16 protein-coding genes are annotated in these 15,680 nt (G+C 42.2%); 6 read left to right on the forward strand and 10 right to left on the reverse strand.

What is annotated here, in order from left to right; all coding sequences use genetic code 11:
• Positions 1-8 precede the first annotated feature (8 nt).
• Positions 9-1,052 (reverse strand): ligase-associated DNA damage response exonuclease, encoded by a 1,044-nt coding sequence (locus G564_RS0110220; protein ID WP_029037582.1) that lies wholly within the window; start codon positions 1,050-1,052, stop codon positions 9-11.
• 220 nt (positions 1,053-1,272) lie between these two features.
• Here G564_RS0110220 and G564_RS0110225 point away from each other — a divergent pair, with 220 nt between their 5' ends.
• Positions 1,273-1,698, forward strand: coding sequence for a hypothetical protein (locus G564_RS0110225; RefSeq protein WP_029037583.1), 426 nt, complete (start codon positions 1,273-1,275; stop codon positions 1,696-1,698).
• 77 nt (positions 1,699-1,775) lie between these two features.
• Here G564_RS0110225 and fbp read toward each other — a convergent pair whose 3' ends face one another.
• Positions 1,776-2,786 (reverse strand): class 1 fructose-bisphosphatase, encoded by a 1,011-nt coding sequence (gene fbp, locus G564_RS0110230; RefSeq protein ID WP_029037584.1) that lies wholly within the window; start codon positions 2,784-2,786, stop codon positions 1,776-1,778.
• 116 nt (positions 2,787-2,902) lie between these two features.
• Here fbp and G564_RS0110235 point away from each other — a divergent pair, with 116 nt between their 5' ends.
• The 5 genes from G564_RS0110235 (at position 2,903) to G564_RS0110255 (ending at position 7,500) form a co-directional block, all read left to right on the forward strand.
• Positions 2,903-3,385, forward strand: a complete 483-nt coding sequence (locus tag G564_RS0110235; protein WP_029037585.1) for a GNAT family N-acetyltransferase — start codon at positions 2,903-2,905, stop codon at positions 3,383-3,385.
• Entirely contained in the window at positions 3,382-4,632 is a 1,251-nt protein-coding gene (locus G564_RS0110240; RefSeq protein ID WP_029037586.1) for an aspartate kinase, read from the forward strand. The genes G564_RS0110235 and G564_RS0110240 overlap by 4 nt, the downstream gene beginning before the upstream one ends.
• A 21-nt stretch (positions 4,633-4,653) precedes the next feature.
• A complete protein-coding gene (locus tag G564_RS0110245) occupies positions 4,654-6,477 on the forward strand; it encodes a GNAT family N-acyltransferase (protein WP_029037587.1) in 1,824 nt (607 codons plus the stop codon).
• 81 nt (positions 6,478-6,558) lie between these two features.
• The gene (locus tag G564_RS0110250; protein ID WP_029037588.1) at positions 6,559-7,209 is read left to right on the forward strand and encodes an SDR family oxidoreductase; all 651 of its coding nucleotides are present in this window, start codon (positions 6,559-6,561) and stop codon (positions 7,207-7,209) included.
• 90 nt (positions 7,210-7,299) lie between these two features.
• A complete protein-coding gene (locus G564_RS0110255) occupies positions 7,300-7,500 on the forward strand; it encodes a YwbE family protein (RefSeq protein ID WP_029037589.1) in 201 nt (66 codons plus the stop codon).
• Positions 7,501-7,570: 70 nt separating this feature from the next.
• Here the strand turns inward: G564_RS0110255 and G564_RS0110260 are convergent, their stop codons facing one another.
• The 8 genes from G564_RS0110260 to G564_RS0110295 form a co-directional block, all read right to left on the reverse strand.
• Complete coding sequence (locus G564_RS0110260) at positions 7,571-8,791, reverse strand: MFS transporter (protein ID WP_029037590.1); 1,221 nt, start codon at positions 8,789-8,791, stop codon at positions 7,571-7,573.
• Positions 8,792-8,928: 137 nt separating this feature from the next.
• Positions 8,929-9,315: a VOC family protein gene (locus tag G564_RS0110265; RefSeq protein ID WP_029037591.1), complete on the reverse strand. Its 387-nt coding sequence runs from the start codon at positions 9,313-9,315 to the stop codon at positions 8,929-8,931.
• A gap of 75 nt (positions 9,316-9,390) precedes the next feature.
• Positions 9,391-10,332: a 2-hydroxyacid dehydrogenase gene (locus G564_RS0110270; RefSeq protein WP_029037592.1), complete on the reverse strand. Its 942-nt coding sequence runs from the start codon at positions 10,330-10,332 to the stop codon at positions 9,391-9,393.
• Positions 10,333-10,338: 6 nt separating this feature from the next.
• Complete coding sequence (locus G564_RS0110275) at positions 10,339-10,713, reverse strand: cupin domain-containing protein (protein WP_037373821.1); 375 nt, start codon at positions 10,711-10,713, stop codon at positions 10,339-10,341.
• 197 nt (positions 10,714-10,910) lie between these two features.
• Positions 10,911-12,263 (reverse strand): magnesium transporter, encoded by a 1,353-nt coding sequence (gene mgtE, locus G564_RS0110280; RefSeq protein WP_029037594.1) that lies wholly within the window; start codon positions 12,261-12,263, stop codon positions 10,911-10,913.
• Positions 12,253-13,095 (reverse strand): 16S rRNA (adenine(1518)-N(6)/adenine(1519)-N(6))-dimethyltransferase RsmA, encoded by an 843-nt coding sequence (rsmA, locus tag G564_RS0110285; protein WP_029037595.1) that lies wholly within the window; start codon positions 13,093-13,095, stop codon positions 12,253-12,255. Before rsmA ends, mgtE begins: the two co-directional genes overlap by 11 nt.
• Positions 13,096-13,108: 13 nt before the next feature.
• Entirely contained in the window at positions 13,109-13,417 is a 309-nt protein-coding gene (locus tag G564_RS0110290; RefSeq protein ID WP_029037596.1) for a DUF4286 family protein, read from the reverse strand.
• 50 nt (positions 13,418-13,467) lie between these two features.
• A complete protein-coding gene (locus tag G564_RS0110295; RefSeq protein ID WP_029037597.1) occupies positions 13,468-15,252 on the reverse strand; it encodes a tetratricopeptide repeat protein in 1,785 nt (594 codons plus the stop codon).
• Between the last annotated feature and the right edge of the window lie 428 nt (positions 15,253-15,680).

Genomic DNA, 15,680 nt, shown 5'->3' on the forward strand with positions numbered 1-15,680 from the left:
ATTATTGATTATTGATCATCGTTTTCGTCATCAGATTTTGAATTCATCTCTGCCAGTTCTCCTTCGTACTGCGTTTCGGCGGTACGGGCGTCGTAACCTATTTCGTTTAGGAAGCGGCAGAAGATCTCTGTATATCCATGGGTACAGATGACTCTTTCACAACCTGTGGCCTTAATGGATGCCAAAAGTCCCTGCCAATCGCAATGATCTGATAATACAAATCCGCGGTCGACTGCCCTTCGGCGACGGGCACCTCTAAAGGCCATCCAGCCGCTGGCCATACCGGTTTCGAAGGGCACCATTTTCCTTATCCAGGTACTGCCGTGGGCACTGGGCGGCGCCAGCACCATTCCGCCTCTAATTTCTTCCTTTTTTGTTTCACGGGTGATCCTAATCGTTTCCGGAAAGTCTGCAAAAGGCCTTAGCACTTCGGTCATATTTTCTATGGCACCGTGGGTGAAGATCTTTCCGATTGCGGGATCTAAGAACTTTAGCAGCCGCTGCGCTTTTCCGAGGGAATACCCGAAAAGAACAGAAGACTTTCCTTCAGATTGATTTTGTTGCCACCAGCTGTTGATGTCGTTCATCACCTGCTCCTGCGGAAGCCATTTAAAGGCGGGCAATCCAAAGGTGCATTCCGTTATAAATGCATGACATTTCACCGGTTCAAACGGTACTGCAAGTTTGTCATCCTCTGTTTTGTAATCTCCGCTAAAAACCCATACTTCCCCTTTGTGCTCGACCCTCACTTGTGACGATCCAATGATATGCCCGGCCGGAAAAAGGGAAAATTTGACATTGTTTATAGTGAAGGTCTCGCCGTATTCCTTTCCGGAAACTTCTATTTCTCCTAGCCGGTGTTTTATAATAGGAACATTGGTGTGGTGGGTAATGTACTGCTTATGGCCCCACCTGGAATGATCTGCATGACCATGGGTAATTATAGCTTTGTCAACTGGTTTCCAGGGATCAAGATATACCCCGGCAGGTTCACAATAGATCCCGTTCTGGTCAAAACAAAGCAGAGGTTTTTTCTCTTTTCTGAGTGGCATATTTTCAAGTTAGGATTTTTTGTGCAGGACAGCTGTGGCATTAGGAAAAAATTAAAACTGAAAATGTCTTTTCTGAATAGTGGTAATTGCGTGTCACAGATTGAGGCTTAAGCAGTAAAAGGAATATTTAGAAAAATAACCAATTTGCAGTCCCCGAAAATCTGATTTACATCATCGGGTATTAGAATTTGTTTTCCTATTTTTAATTAAAATTAGGATTATGTCATTTTCAGACCTTTTTGGAACCGGAGAACATCTTAGAAATCTCGGCCATTTTGCCGCCATTGTAAATCTTGCCTCGGCCGATGGCCCGATAAATGAAAGGGAAGAAGCCCAATTACAAAGATTCGCGATGAAACTCGATATTGGGGAAGAGGAATACTCAAAAGTGCTGAAAAACCCTAACGCTTTTCCCATTCATCCCAACAACTCTGTAGAAGGAAGGCTGGAGCGACTTTACGATCTCTTCAGGATCATCTATTCCGACCATGATATAGAAGAGGAAGAAGAAGAATTGCTTCGCAAATACGCTGTAGGGCTGGGTTTCTCACCAAAAGTTTCTGAAGACATCATTAAACGCTCTATCCAGATCTTTAGCGGTATGAGTTTTGAAGATTATCGTTACCTGCTCAACAGGGAGAAGTAATTGTAGAGTCAAGAAACAAGCATCAAGATTTTTTTAAGACAAATGTCTTTCCAAAAGTGCCTTTTTAAGACCCCAAGCTATTGGGGATCCTTGGCCATAAATTCTTCAGCTTTCTCAACCATATCTTTATTTCCGCAGAAGAAAGGTACACGTTGATGCAGCTCTGTAGGCTCTATATCAAGAATACGGTTAAAACCGTCACTGGCCTTCCCACCGGCCTGTTCGGCAATTAAAGCCATAGGATTACATTCGTAAAGCAACCTTAGCTTACCATTAGGCGCACTTGAAGTGGTGGGATAGAAATAAATCCCTCCTTTGATCATATTGCGGTGAAAATCGGAAACCAGAGAACCTATATATCTTGATGTATAGGGTCTGTCTTCTTTTTCCTCCTGACAATATTTTATATAGTTCTTAACTCCCCTCGGGAAATGCACATAATTTCCTTCATTAACGGAGTAAATACTTCCCTTTTCAGGAAACTGCATATCGGGATGAGAAAGGTACCAGGAGCCAAGGGCCGGGTTAAGAGTAAAACCATTTACGCCGTGACCTGTAGTGTAAACCAGCATAGTGGAAGTTCCGTAAACTATATAGCCTGCAGCCACCTGCTTATTTCCCGGCTGCAGAAAGTCTTCTATTTGTACCGGAGTGCCTAGAGGACTTATCCTTCGGTATATAGAAAAAATGGTTCCTACAGAAACATTTACATCAATATTGGAACTCCCGTCAAGAGGATCCATTAGTACTACATATTTATTCTTGTGATCCCCATTCTGACCTGCAATGGTGATGAAGTCTTCTTCTTCTTCTGAAGCTATCCCACAAACAATTTCCCTGTTGGTGAGGGTTTGAATAAACTTCTCGTTGGCCATTACATCCAGCTTTTGCTGATCTTCTCCCTGAACATTAGTTTCTCCTGCTGCTCCGGTAATATCAACGAGTCCGGCTTTGTTTACCTCGTGATTGACCACTTTTGCAGCAAGCCTGATGGAATTTATTAACCTTGAAAGTTCTCCTGAAGAGAAAGGAAATTCTGCCTGATTCTCAATTATAAATTCTCCTAATGTCTGATTTTTCTTGACCATCGATGTGTAAAAAATGCTTGCTGCACAAAACTAAAGCAAATTAATTTAAGTGACTACAACGTTTTCGTAATATAATCTTAAAATCAAATCTCTATTTTTGTCGTTAAACCAAAGCTATGAAGACAGTAATTAGAGACGCAAGAAAGGAAGACATGCCGGCGGTGCTGGAGCTTATTAAAGAACTTGCCGCTTTTGAAAACGAACCCAATGCTGTGATCACTACAGTGGAAACATTGGAAAAAGAAGGCTTCGGGGAAAACCCGCTTTTTCACGTCTTTGTAGCCGAAGTGGACGGAAATATCGAGGGAATGGCACTGGTTTACTACCGCTTCTCCACCTGGAAAGGCCGCACCCTACATTTGGAAGATCTAATTGTAAGAGAAGAAAAAAGAGGTACAGGTCTTGGAAATGCGCTATATAGGAAGGTAATCCAATATGCAAAATCCCAGGGACTTAAAAGAGTAGAATGGGTAGTACTTGACTGGAACCAACATGCTATTGATTTCTATGCGCGCAGTGGTGCCAATATCCTTAAAGACTGGTACACCGTTCAAATGGACGAGAACGGGATCACAAAATATATAGAGACAAACAAATGAGAGTATTCAAATTTGGGGGTGCTTCTGTAAAAGATGCTCAAGGAGTAAAGAATGTTCTTAATGTGTTGCAAAGAGAGGGCACAAAGGAAAAAGTGATCGTAATCTCGGCAATGGGCAAGACCACTAATGCTATGGAGATTATTGTAAGAGATTATCTTGAAAAAGCTAATTGTGGAGAGGCGCTTCAATTTGTAAAGGAATTTCATCATGAGATCCTTTTAAACCTGTTTGGAAATAAGGATCATAAGGCTTTTGGTACCGTGCGGAATCTTTTCAGGGAACTGGAAAATTTTCTACAGCATAACCGCTCCACCAACTATGATTTTGTTTACGATCAAGTGGTGATCTACGGCGAACTCTTTTCTTCAACAATCATTAGCGAATATCTTAATTCTTGTGGCATAAAAAACGATTTGCTTGATGCCAGAAACTGTATTCGTACAGACAGCACCTTTAGAGATGCACAGGTTCAATGGGAAGAAACACAGGCACAGATCACATCCCAAGTGAATAGAGAGATGCTAAGCATCACACAGGGATTTATAGGAGCAGATGCCAATAACTTCTCCACAACCCTGGGAAGGGAAGGTAGTGACTACACTGCCGGAATCTTTGCCTATTGTCTCAATGCTGATAATGTCACCATCTGGAAAGATGTGCCGGGAGTGCTAAATGCAGATCCACGTGTTTTTGACAATCCGCAGCTGCTTGACCACATCTCTTATGAAGAAGCTATCGAGCTGGCATTCTATGGCGCTTCGGTAATTCATCCTAAGACGCTTCAGCCATTACAGCGAAAGGAAATTCCTCTGTATGTGAAGTCCTTTCTAAATCCCGCCAATCCAGGTACTTCAGTAAAAAGAGGACAACCCATCCTTCCGAAGATACCATGCTTTATAGTGAAGAAAGATCAGGTTTTGATCTCTTTATCTTCTCTGGATTTCTCATTTATTCTGGAAAAGAATATCAGCGAGATTTTCGACCTTTTTCATAAATATCAGATTAAAGTTGACCTTATTCAGAACTCGGCCATCAGCTTTTCGGTATGTATTGATAATAAATTTAATAACTTAGAAAAGTTGCTCAACCATCTAAAGGCAACTTTCAGGGTGAGCTACAATACGGGTGTGTCCCTTTACACAATAAGGCATTTTGATGAGGCAGCAGTAAAGAACATAGAAAAGGATAAAAAAATCCTGCTCAAACAAACTACCCGGGAAACAGTACAAATAGTAGCAATACCATAATTCTATTTTAAAAGGAACTGAATGGGAATAGTAAGCGCTAAAGAGGTAGCGAAAGTCATGAATCTCGACAAATTTGGATTTTTAGGTACTTCTATGGGATGGGTGGTACTTAAAACTACAAAGCTCTCGGTGATCAACAAAGAATATGATAAGCGGAAGCACATGACTGCCGCGCAGTTTGTAGATTCTATTCTGAAGGCATTTGAAATTTATTTTGAGATTCCTGAAGATGACCTGAAGCGGATCCCGAAATCGGGTGCTTTCATTACCATTTCAAATCACCCATTGGGAGGAATTGACGGTATGATCCTGCTCAAGCTTCTGCTTTCAAAACGCGAGGATTATAAAGTAATTGCGAATTTCCTGTTACAGCGGATTGAGCCTCTTCAACCTTACATTATGCCGGTAAATCCTTTTGAGGAGCATAAGGAAGCACAGAGTAGCACCAAAGGCATCAAGGAAGCCATTTTGCATTTACGGGAAGGGAAACCGCTGGGTATTTTCCCTGCGGGAGAAGTTTCTACTTATCGCGATGATCGCAGAATAGTAGACCGTCCCTGGGATCCCGCGGCGATGAAACTTATTCAGAAGGCTAAAGTTCCGGTTATTCCTATCTATTTTCATGCGAAGAACAGTACCTTCTTCTACAGGTTAGCTTCAGTAAGTGATATTTTAAGAACTGCAAAGTTACCCAGTGAAATGCTTTCCCAAAAGAAGCGCAAGATCAAGGTGAGGATAGGAAACCCAATAAATCCGCAGGATATCCAGGAAATTACCACTATTGAATCCCTTACTGCCTTCCTGCGCCGAAAAACTTATATGCTGGCGAATGCCTTTGAAAAAAAGCCATTTTTGAAAGGTATTCCCAAAAACTTTAAAATTCCTAAACCTCCAAAAAAAATCGTGGCCGAAACTCAATGCGACCTCATGATACAGGAGGTGGAATTATGCCGGAAACTGGACAAGCGACTGCTGGAGAGTAAAAACTATGAGGTCTTTCTTGCAAAAAAGGAGATTATTCCAAACATTTTAAAAGAAATAGGAAGGTTGCGGGAGATAACGTTCAGAGCTATTGGGGAAGGAACGAATATGTCAACCGACCTGGATAAGTTTGATGATTACTACTACCATATGTTCCTTTGGGATAACGAGACGAACAAAATTGCAGGAGCCTACAGGATGGGAATGGGAGCCGAAATCTATGAGAAGTATGGCATCAACGGATTTTACCTGCAGGATCTTTTCAGGTTTGAGCCAGAGCTGCATAAGATGATGAGCGAATCTATTGAAATGGGACGTGCTTTTATCATAAAGGAATACCAGCAACGGCCAATGCCGCTCTTCCTGTTATGGAAAGGAATTGTGCATTGTACCCTGCGCTTCCCAAAACATAAATACCTTATTGGGGGAGTGAGCATAAGTAACAAATTCTCCAATTTCTCTAAATCGCTGATGATCGAATTTATGAGGTCTCATTACTATGACCCCTATGTGGCGCAGTTCATAAGACCGAAAAAAGAATTCAAGGTAAAGCTGAAGGATGGGGACAAAGATTTCATATTTGATGAAACCAAGGCAGACCTTAACAAATTTGACAGGATCATTGATGAAGTGGAACCCGGAAGCATGAGGCTGCCGGTGCTTATCAAAAAATACATCAAGCAGAATGCGAAAGTGGTGGCTTTCAACGTTGATCCGCTGTTTAATGATGCGGTTGACGGATTAATGTACATTAAGATAGCCGACCTACCGGAAAGTACCGTACGCCCCGTCATGGAGGAGTTTCAGCAGGAGCTGGAGCGAAAGGTGACAGAGATGAGAAAGAATGGTAAATTCCCGGAATAGTCTGCCGCTATACAAAAAATGTTAGGTTGGAAATGGCTTTTTTGATGCTTATCTTGCTGTTTCAGAAATAAAATTCAGAAAATGGAAAAGATATTAATAATTGGCGCCACCGGAAGTACCGGGAAAAGGATCATCGAGATTCTCAACAACAGCCAGAGTTTTGAGCCGGTTGCGATGATAAGAAAGGAAGAGCAAAAAACCATTTTTGACGATATGGAGGTCAAATGGGTTCTTGCCGATCTTGAACAGGATGATTTTAGCCCCGCCTTAAAAGGAATTGATAAGGTCATATTTGCTGCAGGTTCAGGCGGAGATACCGGTCCTGACAAAACCACCGAGGTGGACGAAAAAGGAGCGATCAAGATCATTGATGCTGCCAAAAAAGCAAAAGTTAAAAAGTTCATCATGCTGAGTTCCATGGGTGCAGATGAACCATCCAAACACGAAAAACTGGAACATTATCTTAAGGCAAAAGCTGCAGCCGACCAGCACCTGCGCGACAGCGGACTTGATTACACGATTGTTAGGCCGGGAGCACTTACAGACGACCTGGGGATGGGTAAAGTCAAACTGGCGGAGAAACTGGACAGTACCGGTGAAATTCCGCGTGATGATGTAGCTTTTCTCCTTATCATGTCGCTTGCCGATCCTCTTGTGAAGAATATGACTTTTGATGCTATAGAAGGGGAAGAACCCATCAAATCGGCCATGATCGAACTAAGCAGAGGATAAATTAGACGGTAGACTGTAGTCATAATAGGGTAGAGGTTAGACTTTAGAATAAAAAAGTTAGACCTTAAACATTAATCTTTAAACATTTCGATGAAACCTACAAGAAAAGATATCACTCCCGGAAGCCGGGTTGCCATAGTACAGAAGCAGGATCAAAGAACCGGCAGGCTCACTTATGGCTACGTGGCAGATATACTTACGAAGTCTCCGATGCATCCCCACGGCATAAAAGTGAGGCTGGAAACAGGAGAAGTTGGAAGGGTTCAGAAAATTGAAGACACACTCGCCTGATCATTTCAGTTAGCAATGATCAGGTATCATAATCAAAAACAATGGGGGACTATGGGAAAGGGATTAGGAATTAGGCGGGTACTTCTTCCGGTATTCCCTGGTAATACTTTATCCTCTGGGAATTAATTATTACCAATCCTGTTGCCGCAAATAATCCCAGGATCAGGTTTTCGAAGCTTACGCCTGCATCCATTAGCAACCCCACAACCAGCGGGCCCAAAGCTGTACTTATTACCATGAACATCGTAAACACGCTGCGAATGGCTCCCATTTTTTCTGTTCCGTAGATCTCTGCCAGCAATGCGGTTTTCACAGTTCCCGAGACTCCCACAGTTACACCGGTAAATATCAGAAAGATCAATGCTCCAATGATACTATCCATTAAGGCCAGTGGTAGCATCCCAAGAGTTACGGGAATAAGATAATACCTGAACATTTTGCGGGCAGTAAATTTATCTACCCATACCCCTCCTAAAAGTGAAAAAAGAAACCTTGTTATAGCATAAACAGTAAAGAAAGTTGCATAAAGAGTTACAGACCATCCTTTATTCTCCACAAATACATATTGATAGAAGAAGATAGCCGTCGCCGTAAAACTCAGGATAAAGCTGGCCGGCATCATTACCACAAATTTCTTGTCAAAAACTATTTTTTTGTAATCCTTGAGCAGTACGAGGGCAGACTGCCTTCCCTGTCCCGACAGTTGCTCGTCGAAGACCATCAGGTCGATATATTTTAACCTGATGAGATATAGAAATACTATGATCCCACTTGCGATTGCCGCAACTCTCCAGTTGAAGAACCCAATAATTAAGGATATAATAATTGGAAAAACAGCCTCACTCATAGAAAAGCCCAATGTGGAAAAACTCAAAGCTTTTCCCCTGTCTTTAGTGAAACGTTTAGACATTATTGTCATACTAATATGCGTGAGCAACCCCTGCCCGGTAAGCCTTAATCCGGTAATAGCAATAAAAAGAAAAAGGATGTGGTATGAGAACCCGAGGAGGATACTTGATAAACCTAAGCCGATGATCGTCCAGGCGGTCACCTTTTTGGCCGGTTTATAATCCACCGTATGTCCCACGCTCAGCATGATAAAAGAAGCAACAATAGTACAGGCGGCATAAAGAGACCCAAATGCTCCTTCAGAAATCTGGAAGGTTTTGATAATTTCAGGGACGTAAAGGGAAATAAGAAAAGTTTGTCCGAAGCCTGAAAGAAAGGTAAGTACCCACCCAAAGCTTACTTTTCTGAAATTGTCTTTTACGAAGAAGAAAAAATCTTTCAATTCACCTGATATTAATTCAAGCTGCAAAGATAAGGCCTTAATCTGCTGGGAAAAAGCTTAGCAGCAGTTTAGGATAAATTTAAAATATAAGGTTTTCGTGAAGGGTCAGCCCATGTGTTGCCTGAACAATGGAATTGCTAAAAAAAAGCCTTGTCATTTGGTTCCCAAAGCTCGATCTTATTGCCTTCGGGATCCATGATCCAGCCGAATTTCCCATAGTCAAAAGTCTGCATCTCTCCCACGATCTCTACTCCCTCTTTTTTCAATTCCACCAGCAACTCTTCCAGGTTCTCTACCCGATAGTTGACCATAAATTGTTTTTTTGAAGGCTCATAGTAGTCGGTGTCTTCATTCATGGGACTCCACTGAGTGGTGCAGTCGTTTCCTTCTTTGTCTTTCCACCAGAATGTACTTCCCCATTGATCGGTATTTAAACCAAGATGTTTGTTGTACCAATTTTTTGTGGCTTTTGGATCTTTGCTTTTGAAAAATATCCCGCCGATCCCGGTAACTCTGTTCTTCATGATAGATATTATTATAACTTACTATAGACGCCTTAAATGGCGTCTAAACTCTGACTGAGACGCCGCATGGGGTCTTTACTTGTATAGATCTATGATCTTTTGTGCGATAGTATTTGCCAGCTTGCGGTGTGACTCTACAGTCCAGCCGGCAACATGCGGACTTAGCAGCACATTTGGCATCACGAGCAGCTCTTGCAGGGCTTTTGGCATTTCAGCCGCTTCAGTAAAAAGACTTTCAAAAGAACCTTTTTCGTATTCCAGTACATCCAGGCCTGCTCCAAGGATCTTCTTTTCATGCAAAGCTGCTACAAGATCTTCGGTCACCACACTTTTCCCACGGGCGGTGTTGAGCAGCCAGAAGGGCTTTGAAAAAGCGGCTATAAAGTCTTTATCGACCATTCGGTTGGTTTCAGGAGTCCAGGGGGTGTGAAGACTCACTACATCACATTCTCTTTTGAATTTCTCCAGGGAAACCTGCTCTGCAAACTCATCTCCTACTCCCTCTAAAATGTCATAACAGATCACCTTTACATCAAATCCCTGAAGCTTTTTTGCAAAGGATTTTCCCATATTTCCGTAGCCGATGATCCCTACTGTTTTTCCTTCCAATTCTACCCCGCGGTTCGCTTCCCTGTACCACAAACCTTCCCGTACCTGCCTGTCGGCCTGATTTAATTTATTGAACAGAGAAAGCAGCATTCCAAGGGCATGTTCGCCCACGGCATTACGATTGCCTTCGGGAGCAGAAAAAAGTTTGACTCCGCGTCTTTCTGCGTATTCAACGTCTATGCTTTCCAGTCCGGCGCCTACGCGGGCAATGAATTTCAGGTTTGGTGCAGCATTCAGAAATTCTTTGCCAATTTGGAACCGGCTTCTAATTACGATCCCGTCATAGAGATGCTGATTTTCAAGGATCTCCTGCTCGCTTTGGCTATAGGCTTCAATATTGTGATGCCCGGCTGCTTCGAGTTGCTGTAGTAGAGTAGGATGGTTGGAATCGGCGTGAAGAATGATCATGAAAAATCAGATTTTTGGATAGTCAGATTGAGTGAGGCTGTCCTGCACGTCTCCGGTATGTTTGGTGCTGAGCTTTTCGAAAAGCATGATATGAACTTCCTCCCCATTTTTTGTCATGGGACAATGCTTCACTCCTTTGGGAACGATGATGATCTCCCCTTCCTTAACGGTCTCTGTACGATCTTCGAACTGCAGGTACAGAGTTCCTTTTAGCACCTGGAAAAGTTCGTCCTCCTCCTCGTGCTGATGCCATACAAATTCATCTTTTACTTTTGCAACCAGCACCTGCATATCATTGACAACTCCAATTTGCCGCGGGTGCCAGTGATTGCTGAATTTCGTCAGCTTTTCTCTGGGATCAATGGGTTTTAAAAATGACATGTTTATAACTGTATTAATGAAGAAGCAATTTACATAGAAAATTGGAGAGGAGACAGGGAGTAATCGGCTTGGCGGTTTTTTAGCCACGACTGCATAGATTTTTTTCTGCCGAAATCTGCAAGATTTTCGGGAAAAATACTTTTACAAAAAAGCACTTTTGAGAGACCTTGGTATTTGGTACTTGGAATTTTGACATTTTAAAAACCCAATATCATCTTGGCTATAGTAAAGTAAATAAGGATCCCAAAAATGTCATTACTTGTGGTGATGAATGGGCCTGTTGCCATTGCGGGATCTATTCCGAACTTATCCAAAATAATAGGCACGAAGGTTCCGATAAGGGAGGCGATGACAATTACCGATATCAGAGAGATGCCAACTGTTACTCCAAACCAGAAGTGGAAACCGAGCAGAAAAATCCCTCCTATGATAAGCAAAAAAGCCAGAGCCGCTCCATTAAGAAGGCTCAAAAGGACTTCCTTAATTAGCCGATTCCATAGTGAACCGCTAAGACTTTGATTGGCCAGACCCTGCAATACAATTGCCGACGACTGTACTCCCACATTACCTGCCATCGCGGCTATAAGCGGCACAAAAAAGAATAACGCTGCATGCTCCTGCATGGCCGCGTCAAATGTTCCAAGTACTGTAACCGAAATAAAACCTCCTAAAAGGGCCAGAATAAGCCAGGGCAACCTCGCGCGGGTAAGACGAAGTATAGAATCATCTGCCTCAACATCTTCAGATATACCGGCGGCCATTTGATAATCTTTTTCGGCTTCATCTCTAATAAAGTCGACAATATCATCAATCGTCACCCTTCCTACCAGTCTTCCCATTTCATCTACCACAGGAATCGCTTCAAGGTCATACTTCTGCATCACACGCGCCACTTCCTCTCCCTTGGTGTGGACGGTCACATAATCCACCTTATCAATATAAATGTCGCTGATATTCGCCCTGCTGGATGCTGTAAGCAGATCCTTAAGTGAGAGCCGTCCTTTTAATCTATTCTTGTCATCAACCACATAAATCGAGTGCACACGAGTAACATTTTCTGCCTGCGCCCGCATTTCGGTCATACAACCGGTAACGCTCCAGTTTTCATTGACCTTTACCAGCTCTTTGGCCATAAGTCCCCCGGCCGAATTCTCATCATATCGCAGCAGTTCCACAATGTGTTCGGCATGTTCTTCGTCAAGAATCTCACTGATTACCTCCTGCTTTCGCTCTTCAGAAAGTTCGGCGATAATATCGGCAGCATCATCGGTATCCATATTCTCGAGCTCCTCGGCGATCTCCTTAGAGGATAGATTATCGAGAATACGTTCCCGTACATCTTCCTCCAGCTCCATAAGGGCTTCTGAAGTTTTTGTGCTGTCGAGAAGTTTGATGATATAGGTAGCCTCATCAAGGGTAAGTTCGTCGATGATCTCTGCAATATCGGCATGGTGAACTTCCTCCAGAAGCTGAAGGAGCTCAGTATTCCGCTTCTCTTCTATGAGAAGCTGGATGTGCTCGATATATTCATCGCTTACCTCAAACTGCATATGGCTGAATTTTTTGTGTAAGTTCTATGAACCGGGCAGTGCTGAGCTGTTCCGGCCGCAGACCAAATATACTATCTTCTTTAATATTTTCGGGCAGATCTAAAGTCTTCAGACTATTGCGAAGTGTTTTTCTTCTTTGCTGAAAAGCTGTCTTCACTACTCTGAAAAATAATTTCTCATCACAGGGAAGGGAAAAATCTTCTTTTCGGGAAAGCCGCAGCACTCCACTGTCCACTTTTGGCGGCGGATTGAATACTGATGGTGGTACTGTAAACAGGTACTCGGCCTCGTAAAAAGCCTGCACCAGGACAGAAAGGATTCCGTACGTCTTACTACCTTCTTTTTCACAGATACGCTGCGCCACTTCCTTCTGAAACATCCCGGAAAATTCAGGAATATAATTCCGTAACTCCAGCATTTTAAAAACGATTTGGGTGGAAATATTATAAGGAAAGTTACCTATGATGGCGAATTGATCCTGTCCAAAAATTTCGCTGATATCAGACTTCAAAAAATCTTTTTCATGGATCTTTCCGGCCAGAGAAGGATAATGTTCATGTAGATAAGCCACACTTTCCCTGTCTATTTCTATCACGTGAATATCTGTATCCTTCCTTAGTAGATATTTGGTAAGCACCCCCATCCCGGGACCTATCTCCAGCACATGGGAATATCCGCTATAGCTAAGGGTGTCGGCAATTTTTTCGGCGACTGACTCATCTGTGAGAAAATGTTGTCCAAGATGTTTTTTGGCTTTTACATCTCCCTCATTATGAGCGTGGGATATATTGTCAGGCCGGGTTCCACCTTTCTTGTTGTAGTTCTTCTTCATGTAAAAGGTGAGTTTATTGCTCGGTGATTACTTCCAGCTCTGTTCTGAAGGCGACAAATTTCCCTTCAAATGGAGCTGTTTTGCTTCTAAGAGTTGCGGCATCTTCTTCGTAGTATCGTTGGAGCATTTGCTTACTTTCAGCTGTATATTGCACAGAATATGTCACACCTCCCATCTCTTCCTTCACCATTACCCGCGTCATAAGGGCTTTGATGAATTTTCCTGTATTAAGCATATCTGGAATATGTTCGTTCTTCATCCATTCCACCCATTCATCGTGGATATCTTCCTGGATATTTATCGTGACATTGTAAATGTACATAAGCTGTATATTCGTTTGAAAGTCCGGAAAAATTATGTTTTCTGAAAAAGTTATTCCAGTTCATCTCCCCTTAAACGCCTGAATTTTTTCCGTGCATCGACAAAGTAAATACTATCGGCGTAATTAAAGATAATTTTTTCATAAAACTCCTGCGCCTTTTCCGGCTGGTTTAGCCTACCTGCATATAATTCGGCCAGGTAATAATGTGCATTATCTCCCAAAATTCCATTTTTATAATGTTCTATAATAGACAGATAATTACTTTCAGCTTTGGCATATTCTCCTGTTTCCTCAAAAAGTTTGGCTTGTTTTAAAAGCGCATCATCCTCAATTTTTTCACCCTTGTGCTGCGTTAGGACGGAATCCAGCAGTGCTATGGCATTGCCATTTTTTTCCTGAAAAGCCAAAAGATCGGCACGTGAATATTTTTTAAGTGCAGTTTGCGTAGAATCTTCCAGGGAATTCTCACTTATCAGCAGACTAAGTTCCATGGCATCATTTGCAATCAACTGTGAGGTTGCCGATTTCAATACGTCGAGTTGAAGGTTTGCCCATTCAAAATCTCCCTTATAATAGCTGGTCTTGGCCACTTTGAACCGGGCCATTTGAGCGATTACATCATTCTCCACCAGGTTTTGTACCTGTGAATAATAAATGAGTGCCTGGTTGAATTTCTCATCAAGCACAAGTATATCGGCCAAAGCCATTTTTAAAGCGGCTTCTTCAAATTTTTTCAGAGGCCCGTCGAGAAAAGCCTTTAATTCGTTTTGAGCCTCAGCAATCCTGCCTTGTTTAAAGGCCATAAAATTGGCATAATCTATATGCAGTGACAATGTATTTGCACCCTTGCCATAGGTCTTAAAAAGGTCATTATAGGCCTGTTCTATTTGAGCATATTTTCCAGGAGGGAAAGTTTCCTGCAAAATATTAAGCTTTAACTGATGCGCCTGAATCCTGAGATTGTCCTGAGGGGCTTCGGCAATAATAAAATCCAATACCTCCACTGCAGTATCGGCCTGGCCTTCTTCTCTGGCCTGAACTGTCAATCTTAGAATCGATCCCAGCCCCTGATCTGACCTTCTATAAATAGCTTTTTCCTGCTGAAACGCTTTCTGAAACTCTTTTTGCTGCACAAACAACCAGCTCAACATTTCGTTGTAAAGAATATTTTGATCTTCCTGAAGCTTCTTAAGAAGCAGCTTCCTGAATACAACATTGGCTTCATTCGATGGATTATCTGTAATAAACTGAGCATAGATCCGGCTCACTCCGGGCAGCAGATTAGGATTATTGCCAAGCACTTCTATATAATTGCTGAACATTTTTTCGATCTCCCCCTGCTCTCCATACAACCTGGCGAGCTGAATATGATATTCGGCATCAGGATTCATTTTCATGCCGAGTTCATAAGCCGTTACCGCTTTATCCAGCTTACTGAATTTCTCAAAGGTCCGGGCAATGGAAAAGGCAAAATTGGGACGGGATTCTATTGCCTTTAATGCTTCCTGATAGAATTGTTCTGCCTGTTCGGTTTTTCGCTGCAATTCATAGTTGTGGCCCAGTTCCACGAGGTAATGAGGAGCATTGGCCGTATTATTTACACGCTCTTTTAGTAGTTTCTCGGCTTCAGAATATTTCTCAAGTTGTTGGTAGGTGGCAATAAGGCCATAGAAATAAGCCGAATTATGTGGTTCCTGAGCAAAAAGTTTTTCGTAGATGTTTCGCGCCTTGTTGAATTCACCCCTGTCAAAATAATTCTTCGCCAGCTGTTCGGACTGGGAATAGCCTGAAAAACCTGTGAAAAGAAGGATGAGAAGGAAGTAGAGAAAGCGCATCCCAGAGTTATTTTTGATAAAGATAAGAAAATGCCTTTTTTAGAACCTGAAAGCGGATGTTTTATTCTACTGACATTCAGATAAAAAAAATAAACCTCACAGTCCCGATAGCTACCTTAGGTTTGTATTGATACTTTTTTAATTAAAAGTAGTATAATTGAAAACCTGTCAGCGATCCAGCGATAGCCTTAGAAACGCACTATCCCGATATTTGGAACTGACAGGTTTTAATGAACCAAGACCTGTATAAGATATCAGCCCTGACCTGTTAAGGTTTTTAGGTAAAGGTTCTTCTTTTTTAACTCAATCTAAACTATGAAATTTAAATCATTTATCGGAGTCGATGTTAGCAAATTATCCCTGGATATTTGTTCTATCACAGAAGACGGCGAAATTAAAAATTTTAAAATTGACAACACTTCAAAGAG

The sequence above is a fragment of the Salinimicrobium xinjiangense DSM 19287 genome (genome assembly GCF_000423585.1).
Taxonomy (GTDB): domain Bacteria; phylum Bacteroidota; class Bacteroidia; order Flavobacteriales; family Flavobacteriaceae; genus Salinimicrobium; species Salinimicrobium xinjiangense.

Excerpts from the sequence above, each read along its gene's own strand:
- G564_RS0110220 (WP_029037582.1), bottom strand. The coding sequence starts at position 1,052 with ATGCCACTCAGAAAAGAGAAAAAACCTCTGCTTTGTTTTGACCAGAAC.
- G564_RS0110225 (WP_029037583.1), top strand. The coding sequence starts at position 1,273 with ATGTCATTTTCAGACCTTTTTGGAACCGGAGAACATCTTAGAAATCTC.
- fbp (WP_029037584.1), bottom strand. The coding sequence starts at position 2,786 with ATGGTCAAGAAAAATCAGACATTAGGAGAATTTATAATTGAGAATCAG.
- G564_RS0110235 (WP_029037585.1), top strand. The coding sequence starts at position 2,903 with ATGAAGACAGTAATTAGAGACGCAAGAAAGGAAGACATGCCGGCGGTG.
- G564_RS0110240 (WP_029037586.1), top strand. The coding sequence starts at position 3,382 with ATGAGAGTATTCAAATTTGGGGGTGCTTCTGTAAAAGATGCTCAAGGA.
- G564_RS0110245 (WP_029037587.1), top strand. The coding sequence starts at position 4,654 with ATGGGAATAGTAAGCGCTAAAGAGGTAGCGAAAGTCATGAATCTCGAC.
- G564_RS0110250 (WP_029037588.1), top strand. The coding sequence starts at position 6,559 with ATGGAAAAGATATTAATAATTGGCGCCACCGGAAGTACCGGGAAAAGG.
- G564_RS0110255 (WP_029037589.1), top strand. The coding sequence starts at position 7,300 with ATGAAACCTACAAGAAAAGATATCACTCCCGGAAGCCGGGTTGCCATA.
- G564_RS0110265 (WP_029037591.1), bottom strand. The coding sequence starts at position 9,315 with ATGAAGAACAGAGTTACCGGGATCGGCGGGATATTTTTCAAAAGCAAA.
- G564_RS0110270 (WP_029037592.1), bottom strand. The coding sequence starts at position 10,332 with ATGATCATTCTTCACGCCGATTCCAACCATCCTACTCTACTACAGCAA.
- G564_RS0110275 (WP_037373821.1), bottom strand. The coding sequence starts at position 10,713 with ATGTCATTTTTAAAACCCATTGATCCCAGAGAAAAGCTGACGAAATTC.
- mgtE (WP_029037594.1), bottom strand. The coding sequence starts at position 12,263 with ATGCAGTTTGAGGTAAGCGATGAATATATCGAGCACATCCAGCTTCTC.
- rsmA (WP_029037595.1), bottom strand. The coding sequence starts at position 13,095 with ATGAAGAAGAACTACAACAAGAAAGGTGGAACCCGGCCTGACAATATA.
- G564_RS0110290 (WP_029037596.1), bottom strand. The coding sequence starts at position 13,417 with ATGTACATTTACAATGTCACGATAAATATCCAGGAAGATATCCACGAT.
- G564_RS0110295 (WP_029037597.1), bottom strand. The coding sequence starts at position 15,252 with ATGCGCTTTCTCTACTTCCTTCTCATCCTTCTTTTCACAGGTTTTTCA.